General features: G+C 47.8%; 17 protein-coding genes. 5 read left to right on the forward strand and 12 right to left on the reverse strand.

Annotated elements, in window-relative coordinates:
• Positions 1 to 4: 4 nt before the first annotated feature.
• Together DWU89_RS11420 and DWU89_RS11425 are read right to left on the reverse strand one after the other, a co-directional pair.
• On the reverse strand, positions 5 to 1,183 hold the full coding sequence (locus DWU89_RS11420) for an ATP-binding protein (RefSeq protein WP_115499779.1): 1,179 nt from the start codon (positions 1,181 to 1,183) through the stop codon (positions 5 to 7).
• Between the two features lie 160 nt (positions 1,184 to 1,343).
• Complete coding sequence (locus DWU89_RS11425; protein WP_115499780.1) at positions 1,344 to 2,363, reverse strand: branched-chain amino acid aminotransferase; 1,020 nt, start codon at positions 2,361 to 2,363, stop codon at positions 1,344 to 1,346.
• 366 nt (positions 2,364 to 2,729) lie between these two features.
• Here DWU89_RS11425 and DWU89_RS11430 point away from each other — a divergent pair, with 366 nt between their 5' ends.
• Positions 2,730 to 3,164 (forward strand): pyridoxamine 5'-phosphate oxidase family protein, encoded by a 435-nt coding sequence (locus tag DWU89_RS11430; protein ID WP_115499781.1) that lies wholly within the window; start codon positions 2,730 to 2,732, stop codon positions 3,162 to 3,164.
• Positions 3,165 to 3,198: 34 nt separating this feature from the next.
• On the forward strand, positions 3,199 to 4,149 hold the full coding sequence (metF, locus tag DWU89_RS11435) for a methylenetetrahydrofolate reductase [NAD(P)H] (RefSeq protein ID WP_115499782.1): 951 nt from the start codon (positions 3,199 to 3,201) through the stop codon (positions 4,147 to 4,149).
• An 80-nt stretch (positions 4,150 to 4,229) separates the two neighbouring features.
• Here metF and DWU89_RS11440 read toward each other — a convergent pair whose 3' ends face one another.
• Entirely contained in the window at positions 4,230 to 5,273 is a 1,044-nt protein-coding gene (locus DWU89_RS11440) for an asparaginase (RefSeq protein ID WP_115499783.1), read from the reverse strand.
• Between the two features lie 446 nt (positions 5,274 to 5,719).
• Between DWU89_RS11440 and DWU89_RS11450 the strand changes: the two genes are divergently transcribed.
• A complete protein-coding gene (locus DWU89_RS11450) occupies positions 5,720 to 6,844 on the forward strand; it encodes a DNA polymerase III subunit (RefSeq protein WP_115499785.1) in 1,125 nt (374 codons plus the stop codon).
• Positions 6,845 to 7,087: 243 nt separating this feature from the next.
• On the forward strand, positions 7,088 to 8,086 hold the full coding sequence (gldB, locus tag DWU89_RS11455; RefSeq protein WP_115499786.1) for a gliding motility lipoprotein GldB: 999 nt from the start codon (positions 7,088 to 7,090) through the stop codon (positions 8,084 to 8,086).
• 96 nt (positions 8,087 to 8,182) lie between these two features.
• Here gldB and DWU89_RS11460 read toward each other — a convergent pair whose 3' ends face one another.
• The gene (locus DWU89_RS11460; RefSeq protein WP_115499787.1) at positions 8,183 to 9,799 is read right to left on the reverse strand and encodes an ABC-F family ATP-binding cassette domain-containing protein; all 1,617 of its coding nucleotides are present in this window, start codon (positions 9,797 to 9,799) and stop codon (positions 8,183 to 8,185) included.
• Positions 9,800 to 10,068: 269 nt separating this feature from the next.
• On the opposite strand from DWU89_RS11460, the gene DWU89_RS11465 reads away from it, so the two are divergent.
• A complete protein-coding gene (locus DWU89_RS11465; protein ID WP_115499788.1) occupies positions 10,069 to 10,311 on the forward strand; it encodes a GlsB/YeaQ/YmgE family stress response membrane protein in 243 nt (80 codons plus the stop codon).
• A 79-nt stretch (positions 10,312 to 10,390) separates the two neighbouring features.
• Here DWU89_RS11465 and DWU89_RS11470 read toward each other — a convergent pair whose 3' ends face one another.
• The 8 genes from DWU89_RS11470 to DWU89_RS11505 all read right to left on the reverse strand — a co-directional run bounded on the left by DWU89_RS11470 (position 10,391) and on the right by DWU89_RS11505 (position 21,298).
• Entirely contained in the window at positions 10,391 to 10,969 is a 579-nt protein-coding gene (locus DWU89_RS11470; protein ID WP_115499789.1) for a LutC/YkgG family protein, read from the reverse strand.
• 8 nt (positions 10,970 to 10,977) lie between these two features.
• Positions 10,978 to 12,345, reverse strand: coding sequence for a lactate utilization protein B (locus DWU89_RS11475; protein ID WP_115499790.1), 1,368 nt, complete (start codon positions 12,343 to 12,345; stop codon positions 10,978 to 10,980).
• Positions 12,342 to 13,082, reverse strand: a complete 741-nt coding sequence (locus DWU89_RS11480) for a (Fe-S)-binding protein (RefSeq protein WP_115499791.1) — start codon at positions 13,080 to 13,082, stop codon at positions 12,342 to 12,344. Before DWU89_RS11480 ends, DWU89_RS11475 begins: the two co-directional genes overlap by 4 nt.
• A gap of 495 nt (positions 13,083 to 13,577) precedes the next feature.
• Positions 13,578 to 16,847, reverse strand: coding sequence for a carbamoyl-phosphate synthase (glutamine-hydrolyzing) large subunit (gene carB, locus DWU89_RS11485; RefSeq protein ID WP_115499792.1), 3,270 nt, complete (start codon positions 16,845 to 16,847; stop codon positions 13,578 to 13,580).
• Between the two features lie 29 nt (positions 16,848 to 16,876).
• A complete protein-coding gene (gene carA, locus DWU89_RS11490) occupies positions 16,877 to 18,043 on the reverse strand; it encodes a glutamine-hydrolyzing carbamoyl-phosphate synthase small subunit (RefSeq protein ID WP_115499793.1) in 1,167 nt (388 codons plus the stop codon).
• Positions 18,044 to 18,050: 7 nt separating this feature from the next.
• Positions 18,051 to 19,937 carry an amidophosphoribosyltransferase gene (locus DWU89_RS11495; protein ID WP_115499794.1) on the reverse strand — a complete coding sequence of 629 codons (1,887 nt, stop codon included), beginning with the start codon at positions 19,935 to 19,937 and terminating at the stop codon, positions 18,051 to 18,053.
• 283 nt (positions 19,938 to 20,220) lie between these two features.
• The gene (locus tag DWU89_RS11500; protein WP_115499795.1) at positions 20,221 to 20,730 is read right to left on the reverse strand and encodes a GNAT family N-acetyltransferase; all 510 of its coding nucleotides are present in this window, start codon (positions 20,728 to 20,730) and stop codon (positions 20,221 to 20,223) included.
• 7 nt (positions 20,731 to 20,737) lie between these two features.
• The gene (locus DWU89_RS11505) at positions 20,738 to 21,298 is read right to left on the reverse strand and encodes a flavin reductase family protein (protein ID WP_115499796.1); all 561 of its coding nucleotides are present in this window, start codon (positions 21,296 to 21,298) and stop codon (positions 20,738 to 20,740) included.
• Positions 21,299 to 21,576: the final 278 nt, after the last annotated feature.

Consider the following 21,576-nt stretch of genomic DNA (forward strand, 5'->3'; position numbering starts at 1 on the left):
TATTTCAATATAAAAAGCCGAAAAGCCAAAGCGGGATCATGTTACCCTCTCCTACTTCAACCTTATCGATCGCATAATACAGATCAGGGTTGTTCTTCACTTTCATGTTTTCTTCAATCCTGAAATTATAGGTCCCGTTCACTAAGAAGTGGGCATTCTTTCCGCCTTCATTCAGTTTGTTGTCTTTCAACAACTGGTTATAAAAGAATGATTCGCGCACAGACTGCATATTCACTTCCATCGGCCGGATGGGATACATCAGATTGGAGTTGTACATATATACCTTAGACGGCTTCTTGGGGAACGACTCTCCCACCGGATAAAGCATATTCATCAAACGGGCATCAGTCAGGTATTTGATATAGTTCATCACCGTAGCTCTTGACGTTTCTATATCCTTGCTCAACTGGCTTACATTGGGCGTACAAGGGGCACTTATCGCCAACAGGTAAAGCAGTTTCCGCAGTTTTGGCAGATAACTTTGTTCGATTTGTTTTATGTATAACACGTCTACTTCCAGCATCATATTCATCGTTTTCAGCAGGTTCTCCGAGAAATTGCGTTTCTCTAAGAAGAACGGGTAAAAACCATGATGCAAATAATCCTGAAAATATGCCATCGGTTTCCCCACCGAACAGATTCCTTTCGCAATCTCCTGATGGTTTGCCAGTATTTCATCAAATGTGTATGCCGGAAAACTATTCCCGGACATCAGGTTAAAAAACTCACGGAATGAAAAACCTCTCAGGTTATAAGAAACCACCTTGCCCGACAGATCCGGATTTTCTTCTTTCAACCGCATCACGGACGAACCGGAAAATATGATCTTCAGATCTGTGAAGTTATCAAAGCAATACCGGAGTTCTTTGGACCATCCCGAATATTTGAATACCTGATCGATCAGCAGCACTTTTCCTCCCTTTGCCCTGAATTCAGAAGCAAAATCGACCAGCGTACGTTCCGTGAAATAAAAATGATTCAGATTGATGTAGAGACACTCCTTATTATCCGCACCAAAATGTTCACGGGCATAATCCAGCAGAAAAGTCGTCTTCCCTACTCCGCGGGAACCTTTTATGCCGATCAACCGGTCGTTCCAGTCGATCTCATCCATCAGTCCTCTGCGAACCGGCGAATACAAGTGCTCTACCAGGTATTTATGTGTTTTAAAGAATGATTCCACTTGGTAATTGAAAATTGAAAATTAAAAATTGAAAATTACCGGCACAAAGATAAGAATCTTTTCTTATTTGCAATGCCGAGATTGCAATTTTATTATAAAAAGATAAAGTTCAAACTAACAAACGGCATTCTCAATTTTCAATTTCCAATGTTCAAACTACTTATTCAATTACCGTGACCCAACCATACGTATCAGGCTCGTCACCATATTGAATAGCACGCAATTTATTGTATAGCTTTTCGCACACAGGACCCGGCTTGCCGTCTTTGGCGATAACATACGATTTATTAATATCCAGGTCGTCGATCTGCGAGATCGGAGCGATAACGGCAGCTGTTCCGCATTCGGCTGCTTCGTCGAATGTAGCGATTTCCTCTACCGGGATCGGACGGCGTTCCACTGTCAGGCCCATATCGACAGCCAACTGTTGCAAACTCTTGTTCGTAATAGAAGGTAGGATCGAATGGGATTGCGGAGTGATATAGCTGTTGCCGCGAATACCGAAGAAGTTAGCCGGACCGCATTCGTCCAGATATTTCTTTTCTTTCGGGTCCAGATACAGAACAGCTGCATAACCCAGTTCGTGAGCTCTTTCACCGGCAACTAAACTGGCTGCATAGTTACCACCTACTTTGATCGTACCGGTTCCCTGTGGAGCTGCACGGTCGTATTCGCGCATGATACACACTTTGGAAGGTTTGAAACCGCCTTTGAAATACGGTCCTACCGGAGTAACAAATACCATGAACATATATTCGGGAGCCGGTTTCACGCCCACCTGCGCGCCCAAACCGATCATCAACGGACGGATATACAAGGCTGCGCCGCTTTCATAAGGCGGAACAAAACGTTCGTTCAGCTTCACCACCTTGCGGACCGCCTCCTCGAACATCTCGACGGGCAGTTCAGCCATCTTGATACCACGGCTGGAAGACTGCATGCGTTTGCCGTTCTCGTCCATACGGAACACACGGATCTTGCCGTCTTTCCCTTTGAACGCTTTCAGCCCTTCAAACGACTCCTGTCCATAATGCAGACAAGTAGCCGCCATATGAATATTAATGATTTCGGAAGAACTCACTTCCAGCTCCCCCCATTTGCCATCTCGATAGTAACACCTTACATTATAGTCTGTCTTCATATAACCGAATGCCAGATCAGACCAATTCATATTTTCCATATCTTATCGTAATTAGATTATTGAACGCAAAGATATTAATAAAACGACAGATCGAAACAAAAAAGTCGCTAAAAGAAAGTCTTCACCTAAACCTATTTGAAAATAGACCGGGATGTATCTGAAATTTCCCCGGCAACTAATCCGATGCCGATAACCGTCGATCATACGACTTATAATTATCGGCCAACAAGACAATCGGTATTAACACACGAATAAAACCCGTTCATTATTCTGATTATTAGCAATTTATTTAAAGGCCACCAGGTATAGAAGATTTAGAGATTAGGAGCGTATCCCTATATTTACTAATTTCGTCCTGTAATAAAAACAGGAAAAAGATAATATTAATCAATAAAACAGAACACAATGAAAGATGCAGAAAAAACAATTGGAGCCATAGCCGACAAACAGTCTATTTCTTTTATCGGCTCGATAGATGCGGAAGGATTTCCGAATATAAAAGCGATGTTACAGCCCCGGAAACGTGAAGGGATTCAAACATTCTATTTTACTACGAATACGTCATCCAGGCGCGTTGCCCAGTATCTGAAAGATAACCATGCCTGCATATACTTCTGCGACAGGCGTTTCTTCCGGGGCGTCATGCTGCGCGGCACAATGGAAGTCCTGACCGACAATGCCAGCAAAGAAATGATCTGGCAAGACGGCGACACAATGTATTATCCGGAGGGAGTAACAGACCCGGATTACTGTGTTTTGCGGTTCACGGCAATTTCCGGAAGGTATTACAGCAACTTTAAATCCGAGGATTTTATAATCTCAGATTGCAGGAACAGGTAGGATTTATTACTTTTGTGGCAAAATATAGCACAATATGAAAGTAATCGATCTGATCAATAATAGCAAGAGCACTGCTTTTTCATTTGAAATACTTCCTCCACTGAAAGGGAACAGCATACAGAAAGTCTATAATGTCATAGACAAACTGATAGAATTCGATCCTAAATACATTAATATAACGTCTCACCACAGCGAATATATTTATAAGACGTTGCCGGACGGCAGCATCCAGAAGGTGAATATCCGCAAACGCCCCGGTTCGGTTGCCATCGCTTCGGCTATCCAGAATAAATATAACATCACGGCTGTGCCTCATATTATATGTAAGGGATTCACGAAGGACGAGACGGAATATGCACTGATCGACCTGAATTTTTTAGGCGTTTATGACCTGTTGCTGCTTCGCGGAGATGTGAAAACAATCGAAGCCGGACAAAACACGGACCTGTATCACGAACATGCAACCGACCTTCAGGAACAAGTGAACAACTTCAATAAAGGTATTGCCCTGGACGGATCGAGATTTGAGGCGAACGAAACTCCGTACTCTTACGGAATGGCTTGCTATCCGGAAAAGCATGAAGAGGCGCCCAATATGGAATCGGATATTTTCTATCTGAAAGAGAAAGTAAAGAACGGGGCGGATTATCTGGTGACACAAATGTTTTTCGACAACGAGAAATATTACTCATTCGTTGACCGTTGCCGTGCGGAAGGCATTACAGTCCCCATTATTCCCGGAATCAAGCCGATCGTATTTAAGAACCAACTGACCGTCCTGCCTAAGATATTCCGTTCGGACATCCCCGAACCGTTCGCAACAGAGCTTCGCAAATGCAAGACTGACGAAGAGGCAAAGGCCGTCGGTGTCGAATGGTGCATCCAGCAATGCAAAGACTTGATTGCGCATGGCGTTCCGAGTCTGCATTTCTATACGATGATGGCTTCGGATAGCGTCTATAAGGTGGCAAAAGAGGTCTATTGAAATACGGAATTCTTTTCATGGGCATAAAACAATATTTCCATGCCCATGAAAATATGTTTCCATGCTCATGAAATATATTCTCAAACAATAGTAATCTCTCCGATCAGCGAACAGTTCAGATGTTCCTTTACTTCGTCCGGTGTCATGCCGTGCCCGAACAGAAACATCAGTTTGGCTACCGCACATTCGGTCGTACTGTCGTAACCGCTCACGACACCGGCGTCCAGCAATCTTCGTCCGGTTTCATAGCGATGCATTTCCACGCTCCCGGCCAGGCATTGTGTGACATTGACAATGACAATGCCCCGGTCGACCGCATCTTTCAACATTTCCAACAGCCAGTCATATCCGGGAGCATTTCCGCTGCCGAACGTCTCCATCACGACACCTTTCAATCCGGGAATATTCAGGATGCTTTCCACCACCAATGGAGAGATTCCGGGGAAAATCTTCAGAATAGCAATATTCCGGTCCAACAGATAATGAGGCTTCAACGGCTTTCTGGATACCGGATGATAAATCTGGGGAAAATCATATTTAATCGAAATGCCGGCATGCGCCAACGGCGGGTAATTATAGGAACGGAAAGCATTGAAATTATCGGCATTCGTCTTGCTGGTCCGGTTTCCACGCAAAAGATCGTTCTCAAAGAAAATACAGACTTCGGGCACCAACGGCATATCGTTTTCCCGGGCAGCGGCAATCTCTATTGCTGTAATCAGATTTTCCTTTCCATCCGTACGAAGCATGCCGATCGGAAGCTGCGAACCGGTCAGGATCACCGGTTTGCTCAGGTTCTCGAGCATAAAACTCAGGGCGGATGCGGTAAACGCCATCGTATCAGTCCCATGCAACACGACAAAACCATTATAGTCATGATAGTTTTCCGCGATGATCTGTACAATCTTCATCCATGAATCCGGTCCCATTTCCGAAGAATCCATCGGAGGATTAAACTGGATGGAAGAGACTTTATATCCAAGATTTTTCAGTTCAGGGACGTGTTCTTCCAAATGCTCAAAATTAAAGGCTTCCAAAGAGCCTGTTTCCGGGTTTTCTATCATTCCGATAGTACCGCCTGTATATATAATCAGAATAGAAGCGTCATTTTTGCATACATTCATAATACTGCCAGAGTTTATTTGTTATTCTTCACAATGCAAAGATAAGAACTATCATTTTGAAATCAAAGTAGCAAAACAAAATAATACAAAAGTATAAATCAGACCTACAAAACCAAATAAACCACAGTAAAACATTACATTTTGTCACAAACAGGAATAATATAAAAAGAAGAGTCATCCAATCGGTAAAAACCTCACCCGGATAAAATCGACAAAATATCAGAAGTTATGCAACAAAATGAAAAAAAAGATTGTTATTGGATAGGGGTTTTTCAAGACATCACCGTCTTACTGGTAAAATTATAATTTTTACGAAGATGAAATACGTTTTGTTTATTGCAATGGATCTGGCTTTATATCCTTTTTTGCTCCTGCTTTTTATTGCGAAAGGCATCAAAGAAAAAATTATTCGTACCTTTGCTCTATCAACTCAATAAGGAGCATACATGTACTTCAAAGATATTATCGGTCAGGAAGATATAAAAAAACGACTTATACAATCGGCGCAAACAGGCGTCGTCCCGCATGCACAACTTTTCACGGAACAGGGCGGTGCAGGCGCTTTTCCTCTTGCATTGGCTTATGCACGCTACCTGAACTGCACGGATCGGACGGAAACGGATTCTTGCGGCCATTGCCCGTCATGTCTGAAGTACAACGAACTGGCACACCCGGATCTCCACTTCGTGTTTCCGATTATTTCCAAGAAAGAGAAGAAGAAGGAAGTCTGCGACGATTACCTCACCGAATGGCGGGGTTTCCTGAAAGACCGTCCTTATTTCGATATTGACAACTGGCTGGATTATATCGATGCAGGCAATTCGCAGGCATTGATCTATTCGAAGGAAAGCGATGAAATTATCCGCAAGCTAAGCCTCAAAATATATGAAGCGACCTACCGGATACTGCTGGTCTGGCTGCCTGAAAAACTGCATCCGACCTGTGCCAACAAGCTCCTGAAAATCATTGAGGAACCGCCGCAGAACACAGTTATCCTGATGGTATCGGAACTTCCCGACCTGGTTTTAGGAACGATTCTTTCGCGTGCACAGCGTATCAATGTGCGGGGCATTCAACCGGAAGATATCACAACCTCTATGATCTCCCGCTTCGGACTGGCTCCCGAAGACGCCAAGCATGTCGCCCACCTGGCAAACGGCAGCTACCTGAAAGCAGTCGAAGCAATCAGCTTAGGGGAAGAGAACAAATTCTATCTGGAACAATTCAAAGGTATGATGCGTAACTCCTGGGCGCGGAATGTCAGGGGCATGAAAGATATGGCGGACGTATTGGCAAGCATCGGCCGCGAACGGCAGAAAAACTTCCTGGCGTACTGCCAACATCTGATACGCGAGAATTTCATGTACCGTTTCCAATCGCCGGAACTTAATTATATGAATTTAGACGAAGCCGGTTTCGCTGTGAAGTTCGCTCCTTTTATCAATGAGCGGAATGTAATCGACATCATGGACGAATTGGCAAAGGCAGAACGCCATGTGACACAGAACGTAAATGCAAAAATGGTCTTCTTCGACCTCTCCTTGCGACTGACAGTGCTGATCAAACGGTAATCTTTTGTTTCACGGCTGTAACATGAATAGCGGGTAGGTATCGAAGGAGCACACATCCCGCATCGTTCATTCTATCTGCCGGGTTATTCATTCCTTTACGGCACTATAAACCCATGAAGTACTGCATTTGTTGATATGTGAATCATCGACATTCGTTCGAGTGAATACAAAGAAGGGATTGTACAATATAATGTAACTACATCCGTTATTATTGGTAACGTTGTCGATTCAAATGAAATTCTTATGAAATCAAAATTACTGCTGATACTTTCCCTGTCGTTCTACCTGTTTAGTTGTAACGGACAGAATACACATATTCCGGCTGCCGTCACGTCGGCTGCTCCGGTAAAAATCAACCGTTTCGACAAAGAGCTTTTTAAGCTGGTCGATACAGGCGACTCAACCCGACAAGCAGAAATCACCGGCGGATATCCCCAAATGCTCGACGTCCTCGGGAAAGGCATCCTGAATATGAAATCGCCGGCAATGCCCGGATTCTTCGATAAGCTGACAAGCTACTATTCCGAACCGACGCTGAAAAGCCTGTATGCCGATGCTATCCGCCAATATGACGACGTATCACAGATCGAACAACAATTAGGCAACGGTTTCGCATGGCTGAAAGCTTGTTTCCCATCCATGCAGATTCCGGCTATTTATATGCACGTTTCCGGTTTTAACCAGAATGTATTGGTCGGCGACAGCCTGCTATCTATCTCGATCGATAAATACTTAGGCGAAGAATACCCGCTCTATCAGGAGTTCTTCTATGATTTCCAACGCCGCCTCATGACGCCCGAACATATCGTTCCCGACTATCTGGCCGGTTGGTTGATGTCCGAATATCCGTTTGAAGGAAAAGAGAATGTGCTGCTGGACCGCATGATTTATGAAGGAAAAATAAAATACCTGATCCACCAGGCATTCCCCGAACTGACGCCCGAACAGCTAATGGGCTACACGGTGGCTTCCTATAACTGGTGCAAGGAAAACGAAGCCAACCTGTGGAAGGCAATCATAGAACGCAAACATCTCTATACTCCCGACCAGATGACTACCACCAAATATTTCGATAGTACGCCATCGGTGTTCCTCTCCAGCGACGCTCCTGGAAACATCGGCAGTTGGATTGGTTGGCAGATTGTTGACAAATATATGAAGGAAACGGATGCTACGCCCGAAGCTCTGATGCAGAACAACGACAGCCAAGCCATCCTGACAGCTTCAAAATACAAACCCTGAAAGGAAACGGCAAATCAGATAAAAAAGAAAACCGTCCTATTCTCGCGAACGGGACGGATAACCTAATCTAACTTAATTCTAATACCATGAAAAACACTATGTCTTAATAACAGGTCCGGAATTAAAAAGTTTAATGGAGCGGTTTATTTGTATTTCTTTCACAAAATAAAGATCATGCGAGATCAACAGCACCGTTCCTCTATAACTCTTTATAGCCGCTGTTATTATCTCAACACTCCGAATATCCAGATTGTTCGTCGGTTCGTCTAAAATAAACAGATCCGGCGTATTATTGCCAATCATCAGGCAGCAGAACAGCAGGCGTATCTTCTCTCCCCCACTCAGACAGGCGCAAGGTTTATCCCACGTCCCGTAAGGAAACAGATAACGGTTCAGGATCGATTTCAGTTCATGCTCCGCCTTATGTCCGGTATTGAAGCGTTCCGTCTGTTCAAAGACAGTCAGGGCGGGATCGATTACAGAACATTCCTGGTCGATATAAAGATAACTGAAATCAGCCCGCGTGATTACTCCGGACACCGGCTGCAATTCGCCCAGTAAAAGCCTGACCAGAGTCGTTTTCCCGCTCCCGTTATTCCCGGTGATATGGACGCGGTCTCCACTCCTGATCCGGAAATCCAGCGGCGACGACCACAGGCAAGAAGAAGAATAACCGAAGTTGACCTGTTCGGCAGTTATCAGTATCTTGCCGGTGTGTAAGGCGGAAGAATTAAAGTTCGTCTGAAGCGCCCGCATATCAGGGATTGTGTTCTGGAGTTCCGCGACCGAACTTTGCAGGGAAACGATCTTCTCCTCGTGGACATCATTCAGCCGGACAGTACTCTTCTCTGCTTTATCTTTCAGCGTATTGACTGCCATCCGCGAAATGCCCTTTTTAAAACTCGTCTTATCGCTATGGGCATTCGCTTTATTCTTCCGTTCCAACGTTTCACGGGCCACTTTGCGAGCCAGGCGCAACTCTTTTTCCTTTTCATCCAACTGGTTCTGCAAGGCTGTCAAAGCCAGTTCCTTCTGCTCCCTGTAAAAATCATAATTGCCGCCGTAGAGAGTGACGCCGTTCCTTTCCAGCTCGCAGATGCCTGGTAAAAGGTTCAGCAACGTCCGGTCATGGCTGACAATCAACAGGGTCGAACGCCCGGTCCGGACCATTTCATAGAGTTTGTCCCGACTGGATATATCCAGATGGTTCGTCGGTTCGTCCATCAGGATTATTTCCGGTGTATGAACCGAAATGCCGGAAAGGAACACCTTTGTCTTTTCCCCTCCGCTCAACGAATGCATCGGTTGGGATAATTGCAGATGTTCCAAATCCCAGAAAGCAAGAGCCGAGAGGCAACGTTCCTCCACACTCCAATCGTCATTCAGACGGGTAAAATTTTCCACCGAAGCGTCGCCCGCAAGAATAGCATGAAGTGCCTTTATCGGTCCGTCCACCCGCAAAGCCTCCGCCACCGTCAGGTGGTCGAACTGCCCGAAATGTTGCGGGACGTAATAAGGCCGGGAAGTACATACAACCTCTCCTGAGGAGGGTTTCAGGCTTCCTTCGAGAATACGCAGTAAGGTCGATTTACCGGAACCATTATTGCCGACCAGCGCCAAACGCTGTCCTTTATTAACTGTTAAATTGATGTTCTGAAAAAGTGGTTCTTTGTCGGCATGAACATAGCATAGCTGATGTACGGATATGCACATAGTTTTCTTTGGATTAAGAAATTAAAACTAAAAGGATAATTCACAAACGTGCCGGAGAGTGGCACTGGGGGAAAGGCCGGACAGAAACCGGCTTACTTGGATATTTTCATCGGAATACTTATATAATTTATGACCGCAAAGATATACGTTTTTTCGATATCACCAGTTGTTTTACGAAACAAATCCGTATCAACAGAAAATTGCCTTCAAAGACAACTTTGTTCCTTTACAAACAGTTATATATACGTATAATATAAAATTTAAAAGCTATGGGGTTCTTATGGTACATTCTTATAGGGATAGTTGCCGGTTTTCTTGCCGGTAAAATAATGCGGGGCGGTGGCTTCGGAGTGATAATCAATTTGATTTTAGGAATAATAGGCGGCGTTTTGGGCGGCTGGGTATTCGGTCTGTTCGGAATTGCGGCTTCCGGCATAATCGGCAGCCTGATTACGGCTACAGTCGGAGCGATTCTGGTATTATGGATTGCTTCTTTGTTCAACAAATCATAAAAACAATATCCGGATTTTACGGATTTCGCGGACTCGACCAATAAATGATCATGTTAATCCGTGAAATCCGTATTTTTATTTACTTCAATATCACCAATACTCCGACCGGTCCATGTGCACCAAACACAAGCGCCTGTTCGATATCGGCAGTCTTGGAAGGGCCGGAGATGAAGGCTCCAAAATCATAGGTCATACCTTCCGTCCGTTTATAGGCTTCATGCATATTATTCACGATCGCCTCTCTGTCGATCAGCATAACCAGACTGTTGGAAATGAAATACAGAGCCTTATGTTTCACTTGACGGGTGATCCAGACAGCCCCGTTTTCGGCTACACCGAAATGGCCTTCCACGATGGCAAGATCGGTGTTGTTCAACTCACGAGGGTCGGCAAGGTCGTCGGGATTGAAGGTCGCACAGGTGATATCGGGCAGGTTAGACGCAATACGGGCGGCATCCGGAAAATGCTGGCGGATGATGTCGTTGACGTCTTCACCGGGCTGCAAAAGAACGGCTTTTCCTCCGGCAGCTTGCAGGGCGTCGGAGAATTGGGCGATTTTATCTTCGTAAACGATCGCATCCAGTGTCAGGTCAGGCATGTTGTAGCGTTTGCCGGTGTGACTGCGGATTGCGGATAATATGTCGTTTTTACTACTCATTGTTGTCGTTATTTTATCTTGTTGTTTTTCCACATATCATTGAAAGACTGTTTGGCGAAGGTGGGCAGCTCGCGGCCTTTACCCCACGCATTCAGACCATTGTAGATCATAAAACGGGGCATCTTGTTCACTAACGGGGCAAACCGCAAAGCGGTGTTGAACAGTTTCGGGCGTTCCATCAGGAACTTCATGCCGCCGGACATAATCTTCTTCTCCGTACTCGCCTTCCCTATCCTGTCCAGATCCTGACGCCAACGGTAGATCTGCTCGCCGAGGTCTATCTTGACCGGGCAGACATTGGAACAGGAGAGACAGAGCGAGCAGGCGGACACATTATCCGAATACTTCACCGGGTCTTTCAACATTCCCAGGTTGATACCGACCGGACCAGGTATAAAATAGGTATAGGAATAACCGCCCGTGCGGCGATAAACCGGACACGTATTCATGCATTCCCCACACCGGATGCAGTTGAGCATGCGGATATGGTCGGGACGTGCCAGGATGTCGCTACGGCCGTTATCGACAATGATAATATGAAATTCGCCGCCCTCTTTCGGTTTGCAATAGTGAGAGGTATAGGATGTGACCGGCTGTCCCGTACCGGAACGTGCCAGCAGGCGGGTGAAGACGCCCAATGCCTCCCGGGAAGGGACAATCTTTTCCATTCCGAACGTTGCGATATGGACTTTCGGAAAGGACGTTCCCATATCGGCATTTCCCTCGTTGGTACAAACCACGATCTCGCCGGTCGAAGCGACGGCAAAGTTAGCCCCCGTCATCGCAACATCGGCGGTCAGGAACTTTTCACGCATGTTCTTCCGCACGGCATGTGTCAGATAGGTCGGGTCGGAATTGCCTTTTTCCGTACCCAGTACGCGCTCCATCATCTCGCCGACTTCCTGGCGTTTGATGTGAATGGCCGGCATCACGATATGGCTGGGATGGAGATGCATCCATTGCAGGATACGCTCGCCCAGGTCGCTTTCGATGATGTCATAGCCCTGCTCCTGCAGAAATTCGTTCATGCCGCATTCTTCCGTCAGCATGGATTTGCTCTTAATCAGCGTATGGGCATCGTGTTGGCGGAGGATTTCCTGCACGATGGCGTTATGTTCCGCCGCATTTTTCGCCCAATGGACAATGGCTCCGTTGGCAAGGGCATTCTTTTCGAACTCCTCGAGCAGGGTGTCGAGGTGGCTGTTCGAATAGAGCTTGATGTCCGAGGCCAGTTCGCGCAAGCGTTCCCATTCGGGAATCGAATGGCTCATTTTATCCCGTTTGGCACGTACCATCCAGAGGGTTTCGTCGTGCCAGGCTTCCTGTTTGCGGTTCGCGATGAAGCGGGCAGCCGCTTTTGAATGTTTCGTGCTCATAATCCGGAGGCTAATATTTCAACAATATGAATCGTTTTGACAGGAAGATTGTCGCGCTTGATCACGCCTTCCATATGCATCAGGCAAGAGCTGTCGGCGCCGGTGATGTATTCGGCCCCCGTGCTCATGTGGTCTTTCACCTTGTCCTGCCCCATGCAGACGGATACTTCCGGTTCCTCTACGGCAAACATACCGCCGAAACCGCAACACTCGTCTATGCGTTTCGGCTCGAATATCTCGATGCCCCGTACCAGAGAAAGGAGGTCGCGCAACTTGGAATAATACGGGATATTACGCTCGCTGGGAGAAGAGAGATGCAACTCGCGCACACCGTGGCAGCTATTATGAATGCTCACCTTATGGGGAAACTCGGCTTTCAGTTCTTTCACTTTCACGACATCGTGCAAGAACTCGCAGATATCATATATCTTCTTGCTGTTCATACACACATGTCCGGCTTTCTCGAGGATGCCGGGATGGTTTTCCTTGACGAAAGCCACACAACTGGCGGAAGGGCCTACCACATAATCGTATTTGCTGAACAACTCCTCCATCCGGACAGCCAACCCCAACGATTCATGCTCGAAACCGGCGTTCGCCATCGGCTGACCGCAGCAAGTCTGGTCCAGCGGATAGTCCACATCCAAACCGAGGCTTTTCAGTAGTTTATAAGAAGCAACACCAACTTCCGGGTATACCGCATTGATATAACAGGGGATAAATAATCCTATCTTCATATTGGTTTATTTTATAATACTACAAAGATAACGATGTTACTTTTCTCTTGAAAGAAAAGTAACCAAAAGTTCAAGGCTTAACCGTCCGGGCTACTCCGGGCAAAGGCTACGCTGTCGCCTGCGAAACTCGCTTCGCTCAGACAGCGCAGGCTCCTGCCGCTTCGCCTTTACCCTCCGCTTGACGCCCGTCCGCTTAGGCCTTTCTTAGAAAGCTCCGCTTTCTCTTAAGATGGCCGATACCGCCTGCTCCTTTGCGGCCCCGTGTCAAGCACGGGGACAAGGAACAGGCGGTATCACAATCCTCAACAGAGCCGTCAGGCTCTACCTCCGGCCTAAGCTGGTGAGCGTTAAGCGCAGAGACCGCAGTGAGCGTCCGGAGCGTCTGCTGTTTGAGCGAAGCGAGTTTCAGACGCGACAGCGAACGAAGGGAACGGAGTAGCGAAGCAGGTTCGGCCTTGATCTTTTGGTTACTTTTGGATCAAGCCAAAAGTAACATCATTTATACTCTTGCCAACTCTTAATCTGTATATCATCCAGACTCAGCGTGCAGAACGCCTCGATAAAGGCGCTTGCCAGGCGGGCGTTCGTGATCAGCGGGATGTTCAGGTCGATGGCGGCACGGCGGATCTTATAGCCGTTGTCCAGTTCGCCGGCCGAGAGGTCACGCGGGATGTTGACGACCATGTCGATCTTCTTTTCGTGCAGCATGTCGAGTGCCTGCGGCTGTTTGTCCGCTTCGCTCGGCCAGAACACCTGCGTGTTGGAGATACCGTTTTCTTCGAGGAAGCGGTGCGTACCGCCTGTTGCGTAGAGGGTGTAGCCTTTTTCGGCCAGCATCCGGGCAGCGTCCAACATGGCCACTTTCTGTTTCGGCGTGCCGGTAGAGAGCAGGATACTCTTTTCCGGAATGCGGAGGCCGACGGAAAGCATACTCTTCAGGACCGCTTCGGAGAGGTCGTCGCCAATACAGCCTACTTCGCCCGTCGAAGCCATGTCGACACCCAGAACCGGGTCGGCCTTCTGCAAGCGGTTGAAAGAGAACTGGGAGGCTTTGATCCCCACATAATCCAGGTCGAACTCGTTCTTACTCGGCTTTTCGACAGGCAGGCCCAACATGATGCGGGTAGCCAATTCAATCAGGTTTATCTTCAACACCTTGCTGACAAACGGGAAGGAACGGCTCGCACGGAGGTTACACTCGATCACCTTTATTTCGTTGCCTTTAGCCAGATACTGGATATTGAACGGACCGGAAATATTCAGTTCTTTCGCAATCTGACGGCTGATCCGTTTGATGCGGCGCACGGTTTCGACATACAACTTCTGCGACGGGAACTGGATAGTCGCATCACCCGAGTGCACCCCGGCAAACTCGATATGCTCGGAGATCGCATACATCACGATCTCGCCCTTATCGGCCACTGCATCCATTTCCACCTCTTTGGCATGTTCGATAAACTGGCTGACCACGACCGGATGTTTCTTCGACACGTTAGCCGCCAGTTGCAGGAAGCGTTCCAACTCTTCCTGGTTAGAGCAGACGTTCATCGCCGCACCGCTCAGCACGTAACTCGGACGAACCAGCACCGGGAAGCCTACTTCGGCCACGAAATCGTTGATATCGTCCATCGAGGAAAGCTCTTTCCAGCGCGGCTGGTCCACACCGATGCGGTCCAGCATGGCGGAGAACTTCTCGCGGTCTTCGGCATTGTCGATGCTCTTGGCCGACGTTCCTAAGATGTTGACATGCTGTTCGTCGAGACGCATAGCCAGGTTATTCGGAATCTGCCCGCCCGTAGAGACAATCACGCCGTGCGGATTCTCCAGTTCGAGGATATCCATGACACGCTCGAAGGTCAGTTCGTCGAAGTAAAGGCGGTCGCACATATCGTAGTCGGTCGAAACCGTTTCAGGATTATAGTTGATCATTACCGAACGCCAGCCCTCCTTGCGGATCGTGTTCAGCGCCTGCACGCCGCACCAGTCGAACTCTACCGAGCTGCCGATACGGTAAGCGCCCGAACCTAAGACAACAATGGAACGGTGGTCGCCTACATACTGGACATCGTTTTCCGTCCCGCTGTAGGTCAGATACAGATAGTTGGTCTGTGCCGGATATTCGGCTGCCAGCGTGTCGATCTGTTTCACCACCGGGACAATGCCGTGCGCTTTACGATACTGGCGAACCAACATCATACCCTTCTCGATATCTTCTTCGAGGCCGAAAGCGCGGGCAATCTGGAAGTCGGAGAATCCCTGCTGCTTCGCCATGCGAAGCAATGGACAATGGACAATGGACAATTGACAATTAGAGTCCTTCTCTTCTTTCTTAATTGTCAATTGTCCATTGTCAATTGTCAATTTGTGAAGCTCCTTGGAGGTCTGCATGATGCCATAAAGCTTCTGCAGGAACCAACGGTCTATCTTGGTCAGTTCATGTATCTGGTCGACCGTATATCCGGCGCGGAATGCTTTGGAGATCGCGAAGATACGGCGGTCGGTCGGCTCGTGAAGCGCCTTGTCGATGTCTTCAATCACTAACTCTTTGTTTTCCACGAAACCGTGCATCCCCTGCCCGATCATACGCAGGCCTTTCTGGATAGCCTCTTCGAACGTACGGCCGATAGCCATTACCTCGCCGACGGATTTCATGCTCGAACCTAATTCGCGGGCTACGCCGTGGAACTTACCCAAGTCCCAGCGCGGAATCTTGCAAACCACGTAGTCGAGAGCCGGTTCGAAGAATGCACTCGTCGTCTTCGTCACCGAGTTTTTCAGGTCGAACAGGCCGTAGCCTAACCCTAACTTGGCAGCGACAAAGGCAAGCGGGTAGCCTGTCGCCTTCGATGCTAATGCGGAGGAACGGCTCAGACGGGCGTTCACCTCGATCACGCGGTAGTCCTCGCTTTCGGGGTCGAAGGCATACTGTACGTTACATTCGCCCACGATACCGATATGGCGGATGATGCGGATAGCTAACTCGCGCAGTTTATGATATTCGCTGTTGGTCAGCGTTTGTGACGGAGCAATGACGATACTTTCACCGGTGTGGATGCCTAACGGGTCGAAGTTTTCCATGTTACAAACCGTGATACAGTTGTCGAAACGGTCGCGCACCACTTCATACTCCACTTCCTTCCAGCCTTTCAGGCTCTTCTCGACCAATACCTGGGGCGAGAAAGAGAAGGCTTTTTCAACCAGCACATCCAGTTCCGCCTCGTTGTCGCAGAAGCCGGAACCCAGGCCGCCCAACGCGTATGCAGCGCGGACAATCACCGGATAGCCCAACTCGGCTGCTGCACGACGGGCATCCGCCGCATTCTCCACCGCCTCGCTCTTGATGGTCTTCACGCCGATCTCATCGAGCTTACGGACAAACAGTTCACGGTCTTCCGTATCCATGATGGCCTGCACCGGAGTACCGAGCACACGGACGTTATATTTTTCCAGCACGCCGCTCTGGTAGAGCGCAACGCCGCAGTTCAACGCCGTCTGTCCGCCGAACGCTAACAGGATGCCTTCGGGACGTTCCTTGGCAATCACCTTCTCGACGAAGAACGGGGTGACAGGCAAGAAATAGACCGTGTCTGCCACGCCTTCCGAGGTCTGCACCGTCGCGATGTTCGGGTTGATAAGCACTGTCTCGATGCCTTCTTCCTTAATGGCCTTCAACGCCTGGCTGCCTGAATAATCGAACTCGCCCGCTTCCCCTATCTTGAGGGCTCCGGAACCGAGTACCAGGACTTTCTTTATATCTTCTTTCATTGTTATTCGTATTAATCTTAAAAATCAGGTTAAAGCAACGCTACAAACTTATCGAAGATAAACTCCGTATCCGTCGGTCCGCTGCATGCTTCGGGGTGGAACTGGGAAGAGAAGAAAGGCTTCGTCTTATGCTTGATGCCTTCGTTCGTCCCGTCGTTCATATTGATAAAGAGCGGCTCCCAGTCTGCACCTAACGTATCGTTGTCTACGGCATAACCATGATTCTGGCTGGTGATGAAGCACCTCTCCGTCCCGACCATGCGAACCGGCTGGTTATGGCTACGGTGGCCGTATTTCAGTTTATAGATAGAAGCGCCGCCCGCCTTGGCAAGCAACTGGTTTCCCATGCAGATGCCGCAGATCGGTTTGTCTCCGGCAAGTGCCTTGCGGATATGCTGGACAGCCACATCGCAGGTATCCGGGTCGCCGGGACCGTTCGAGATGAAAAGCCCGTCGTATTCCAGCGTATTGAAGTCGTAGTCCCAGGGGACGCGAACAACAGTCACATTCCGTTTCAGCAGGCAGCGTATGATATTCGCTTTCACGCCGCAGTCGAGAAGCACAACATGCTTCAGTTGAGAGTTGAAAGATGAAAGTTGAAAGTTATCAGAGCCTATAGGGTAAGTGGAAGAGGTGCCGTCGGGCCGGTAGACGATGATATCTTTGCAAGAGACACGGTCGACGTAGTTGATGCTTCCGTAATCCGGCATTTCACTTTCATCTTTCACCTTTCCACTTTCCACTTCGTTATCGGCATCGCTGATAACGATGCGTCCCATCATTACCCCATGCTCGCGTATCTTTTTTGTCAATGCACGGGTGTCTATGCCCGTAATTCCGGGAATCATTTCCCGCTTCAGCCAGTCACTCAGGCTTTCCACAGCATTCCAGTGGCTATATTCTTCGCTATAGTCACTCACAATAATTGCCTCCGCATGGATTTTCTCACTCTCCATAAACGTAGGCAGATCGTTCTCTTCGATAGAGAAAGGAGGTACTCCGTAGTTTCCGACCAACGGATAGGTCAGCACCATCAACTGACCGGCATACGAAGGATCGGTAAGGCTTTCCGGATAACCGGTCATGGCAGTATTGAACACCACTTCGCCGGCTACCGCCTTATCGTAACCAAAAGAGAAGCCGTGGAACTCGCTTCCGTCATCCAAAACCAATGTCGCTGTTTTTCTAACTTGCATATTTCTTTTAATTGACTAAATATTCTTCTTCCATATAATGAATAAACGCTTCGTTCACCATGCGAGTGCCGCCGGGTGTCGGATAATCTCCCGAGAAATACCAGTCTCCCGGATGATTCGGGCAAGATGCGTGCAGGCCTTCGAGCGTCTGGTAGACAATCTCCACCTTCGCCCGTGTACCGGCCGGAGTAAGCAGTTCCACCATCTTGGCGGAAATCTCTTCGTCGGTGAAAGACGCATATATTTCCTTGACATAATTCACAATCGTTCCGTCCTGCCCGGCCTGTTGCTTCTTCGCCTTGCGGTAGGCATCCAGCAGAATGTTTTCCATACCCCGGTCTTTCAGCAGGGCAACAGCAGCCTTGAAAGCGATGAACTCGTTCATACGCGACATGTCGATGCCGTAATAGTCCGGATAACGCACCTGCGGCGAGGACGAGACAATCACGATTTTCTTCGGATGCAGACGATCCAGGATTCCGATGATACTTTGCCGAAGGGTTGTCCCGCGCACGATACTGTCGTCTATCACGACCAGGTTGTCCACATCGGGCACGATGCTGCCGTAAGTAATATCATACACATGGGTTGCCAAATCGTTGCGGCTGTTGCCTTCGGCGATAAAAGTACGCAATTTTATATCCTTAATCGCCACTTTCTCGCACCGGACGCGCATGGAAAGTATCTGTTCCAGTTCTTTTTCCAGCAACAGGTGGCTGCGGTCGGCGATCCATTCCTTCTTGACCTTGTTCAGGTATTCGTTCAATCCCTCCTGCATGCCGAAATAGGCCACCTCGGCCGTGTTGGGGATGAAAGAGAAGACAGTATGGTTCAGATCGTTGTCCACCGATTTCAGAATGGCCGGAACCAGGTTTTCCCCCAAGCGTTTGCGCTCTTTGTAAATATCCACATCGCTACCCCGGGAGAAGTAGATGCGCTCAAACGAGCAAGCTTTATTCTCTTTCGGCTCCACGATCTGCGACGTGCGCCATTCGCCTTTCTTGTTGATAAAGAGGGCTTCTCCCCTTTGCAGTTCGCGGATATCTTCCGCATGTACGTTCATGGCTGTCTGGATAACCGGACGCTCACTGGCCAGGATCACAATCTCGTCGTCGGCATAATAGAAAGCCGGACGGATGCCCCAGGGATCGCGAACGCTGAAGGACTCCCCGCTTCCGGTCAGCCCGCAGATCACGTAACCGCCGTCCCACTGCGGAGCGCAACGTTTCAGGACATTCGCCAGATCCACATTCGCCTCGATTGCGTTTGTAATATCCATGCCCGTCAACCCCTCGGCCTCGTATTTCTGATACAGACGTTCTACCTCGCGATCCAGGCGGTGTCCCACCTGCTCGAGCATGATAAAGGTGTCGGCATAGGCGCGCGGGTGCTGACCGATGGCTGTTATCTCTTCGAAAATATGTTGAACGTTGGTAAGATTGAAATTACCGCAAAGAGCGAGGTTCTTGGCTCTCCAGTTGTTGCGGCGTAAAAAAGGATGGACGTAGGAAATACCGGATTTACCGGTTGTACTGTAACGCAGGTGTCCCATATAAAGTTCTCCTGCAAAAGGAAGGTCTGTCTTAGCAAAAAACGGATCGTTCAGCTTACCGGGTGGTAAATCTTTGTAATGTTGATGAACGTCAGCGAATATTTCGGTAATAGCTCCGGTTCCTAATGCTCTTTCCCGAAACATATATTCTTCACCGGGGCTGGCTTCTAACTTAACGCAGGCTAAACCGGCTCCCTCCTGACCGCGGTTATGCTGCTTTTCCATCAACAAATAGAGCTTATTGAGCCCATACATCCAGGTACCATACTTCTGATGATAATATTCCAAAGGCTTTAGTAACCGGACCATGGCGACTCCACACTCGTGTTTAAGTACTTCCATTTGGTTCTAACTTGTTTTTTATTTTGCGTGCAAAGATACTTACATTATATTACATATTATTCATACAATCGCAATTTATTTGACACATTAATAGAAATAATCATTTTATCCGCCATTTAGTTAAATTATTATATAAAATGATGCCGTTTCGGCAAACCTTTCAAAAACAAAGGAAAAGCCCTTTTCATCCTTACAATCCGTGCAAAAGAAGAGGGCTTTTATTATATAATCATAATCAGGACGAATTTGTTCAGACGTATCCGTCCGACCAGATGCAGATAGTTCACTTTTTCTTATAAACGAAATGCGGCATATCCACACCCCGATAGTGCTTGACGAAAGTTGCGACTTTCTCCATCCCGTTACGTTGTGCCACTTTTTGGGAAGCGATATTCGTATCCCGGATGATAGAATAAACTTCGTTGAAACCAAGCGCATGAAAGGCATATTCCCGGCAAGCGATAGCCGCTTCGGTGGCAAAGCCTTTATGCCAAAACTCTTTCCGGAACAGATAGCCGACTTCGGCAATTTGTTTTCCGTCAAATTCTTGATAAGTAATGCCGCATTGCCCGATCAACTCGTTACTGCTTTTCTCCACCACGCCCCATAAGCCGAAACCGTCATGCCGATAGCGCCTGAACTGTTTATCCAGCCACTCCTGCACTTCCTGATCGCTGAAGGGCCCTTCGTAAGCGTACATAACTTCACTATCCTGTAACAACTTGCATACCTCATCAAAATCGTCCTGTACCAGCGTTCTCAATATTAACCGCTCAGTTTCCAGTATCTTCATTTTACATTTACCTTAATGCCACTCCATCCTTGAATGCATTCCCTACTTTTTCACCGATTACAAGATAGTCGTTATGTACCGGATCAAAGGTGATAGGACGTAGCTTGGCTGGGTCGATCTTACCTTTTTCATCCAACACGGATTCATCTGCCGAGACATTGATGATGCGACCCACAAGGTGGCAGGTTTCGGAATCATACGATATGAGTTCACACTCAATGGCCATCGGCAGTTCGTCAATGAGCGGAGCATTTACAAATTCGGACTTCATAGCATGAAAACCGGCTTTGGCAAACTTATCCGGCTCTTTGTTTCCGGAAACAATACCTACATAATCACAGGCAACCAATTGTTCTACCGTGCCCATACTCACAGTGAAAGCTTTTGTAGCAAGCAGATTTTTCACGGTCTTGTGACCGGCACTCAGGCACAGGTTTATCTGGTCATCCAAGTCAATACCTCCCCATGCGGCATTCATGGCATCAGGCGTTCCTTCCTCATCATAAGTCGCAACGATAAACACGGGTTGAGGATAGCTCCACGGTTTTGCTCCAAAATTCTTTCTCATCTTGATTATTTTTTAAATCTATAAATATGATTAGTTACAAAAATAGCGATTCTAATCCATATATAAAACAGATAGGCATAGTCAGAATCAAAGTCCATTTCTAAATAATAATTGTTCAAAAGGGGGGCTTATTGTATAAAACGTATTTTTCCGGCTCAAAAGACATCCGAAACAAAACAAATGTTAATCCGTTTTTTTGACCTCAAAAAGGGACTTTTTCCTCTTTTTTGAGTGTTTTCCGCCATTGCGACCGTCCTCTTTGCCATTACGACCGTGCT

The sequence above is a fragment of the Parabacteroides acidifaciens genome, from assembly GCF_003363715.1.
GTDB lineage: Bacteria > Bacteroidota > Bacteroidia > Bacteroidales > Tannerellaceae > Parabacteroides > Parabacteroides acidifaciens.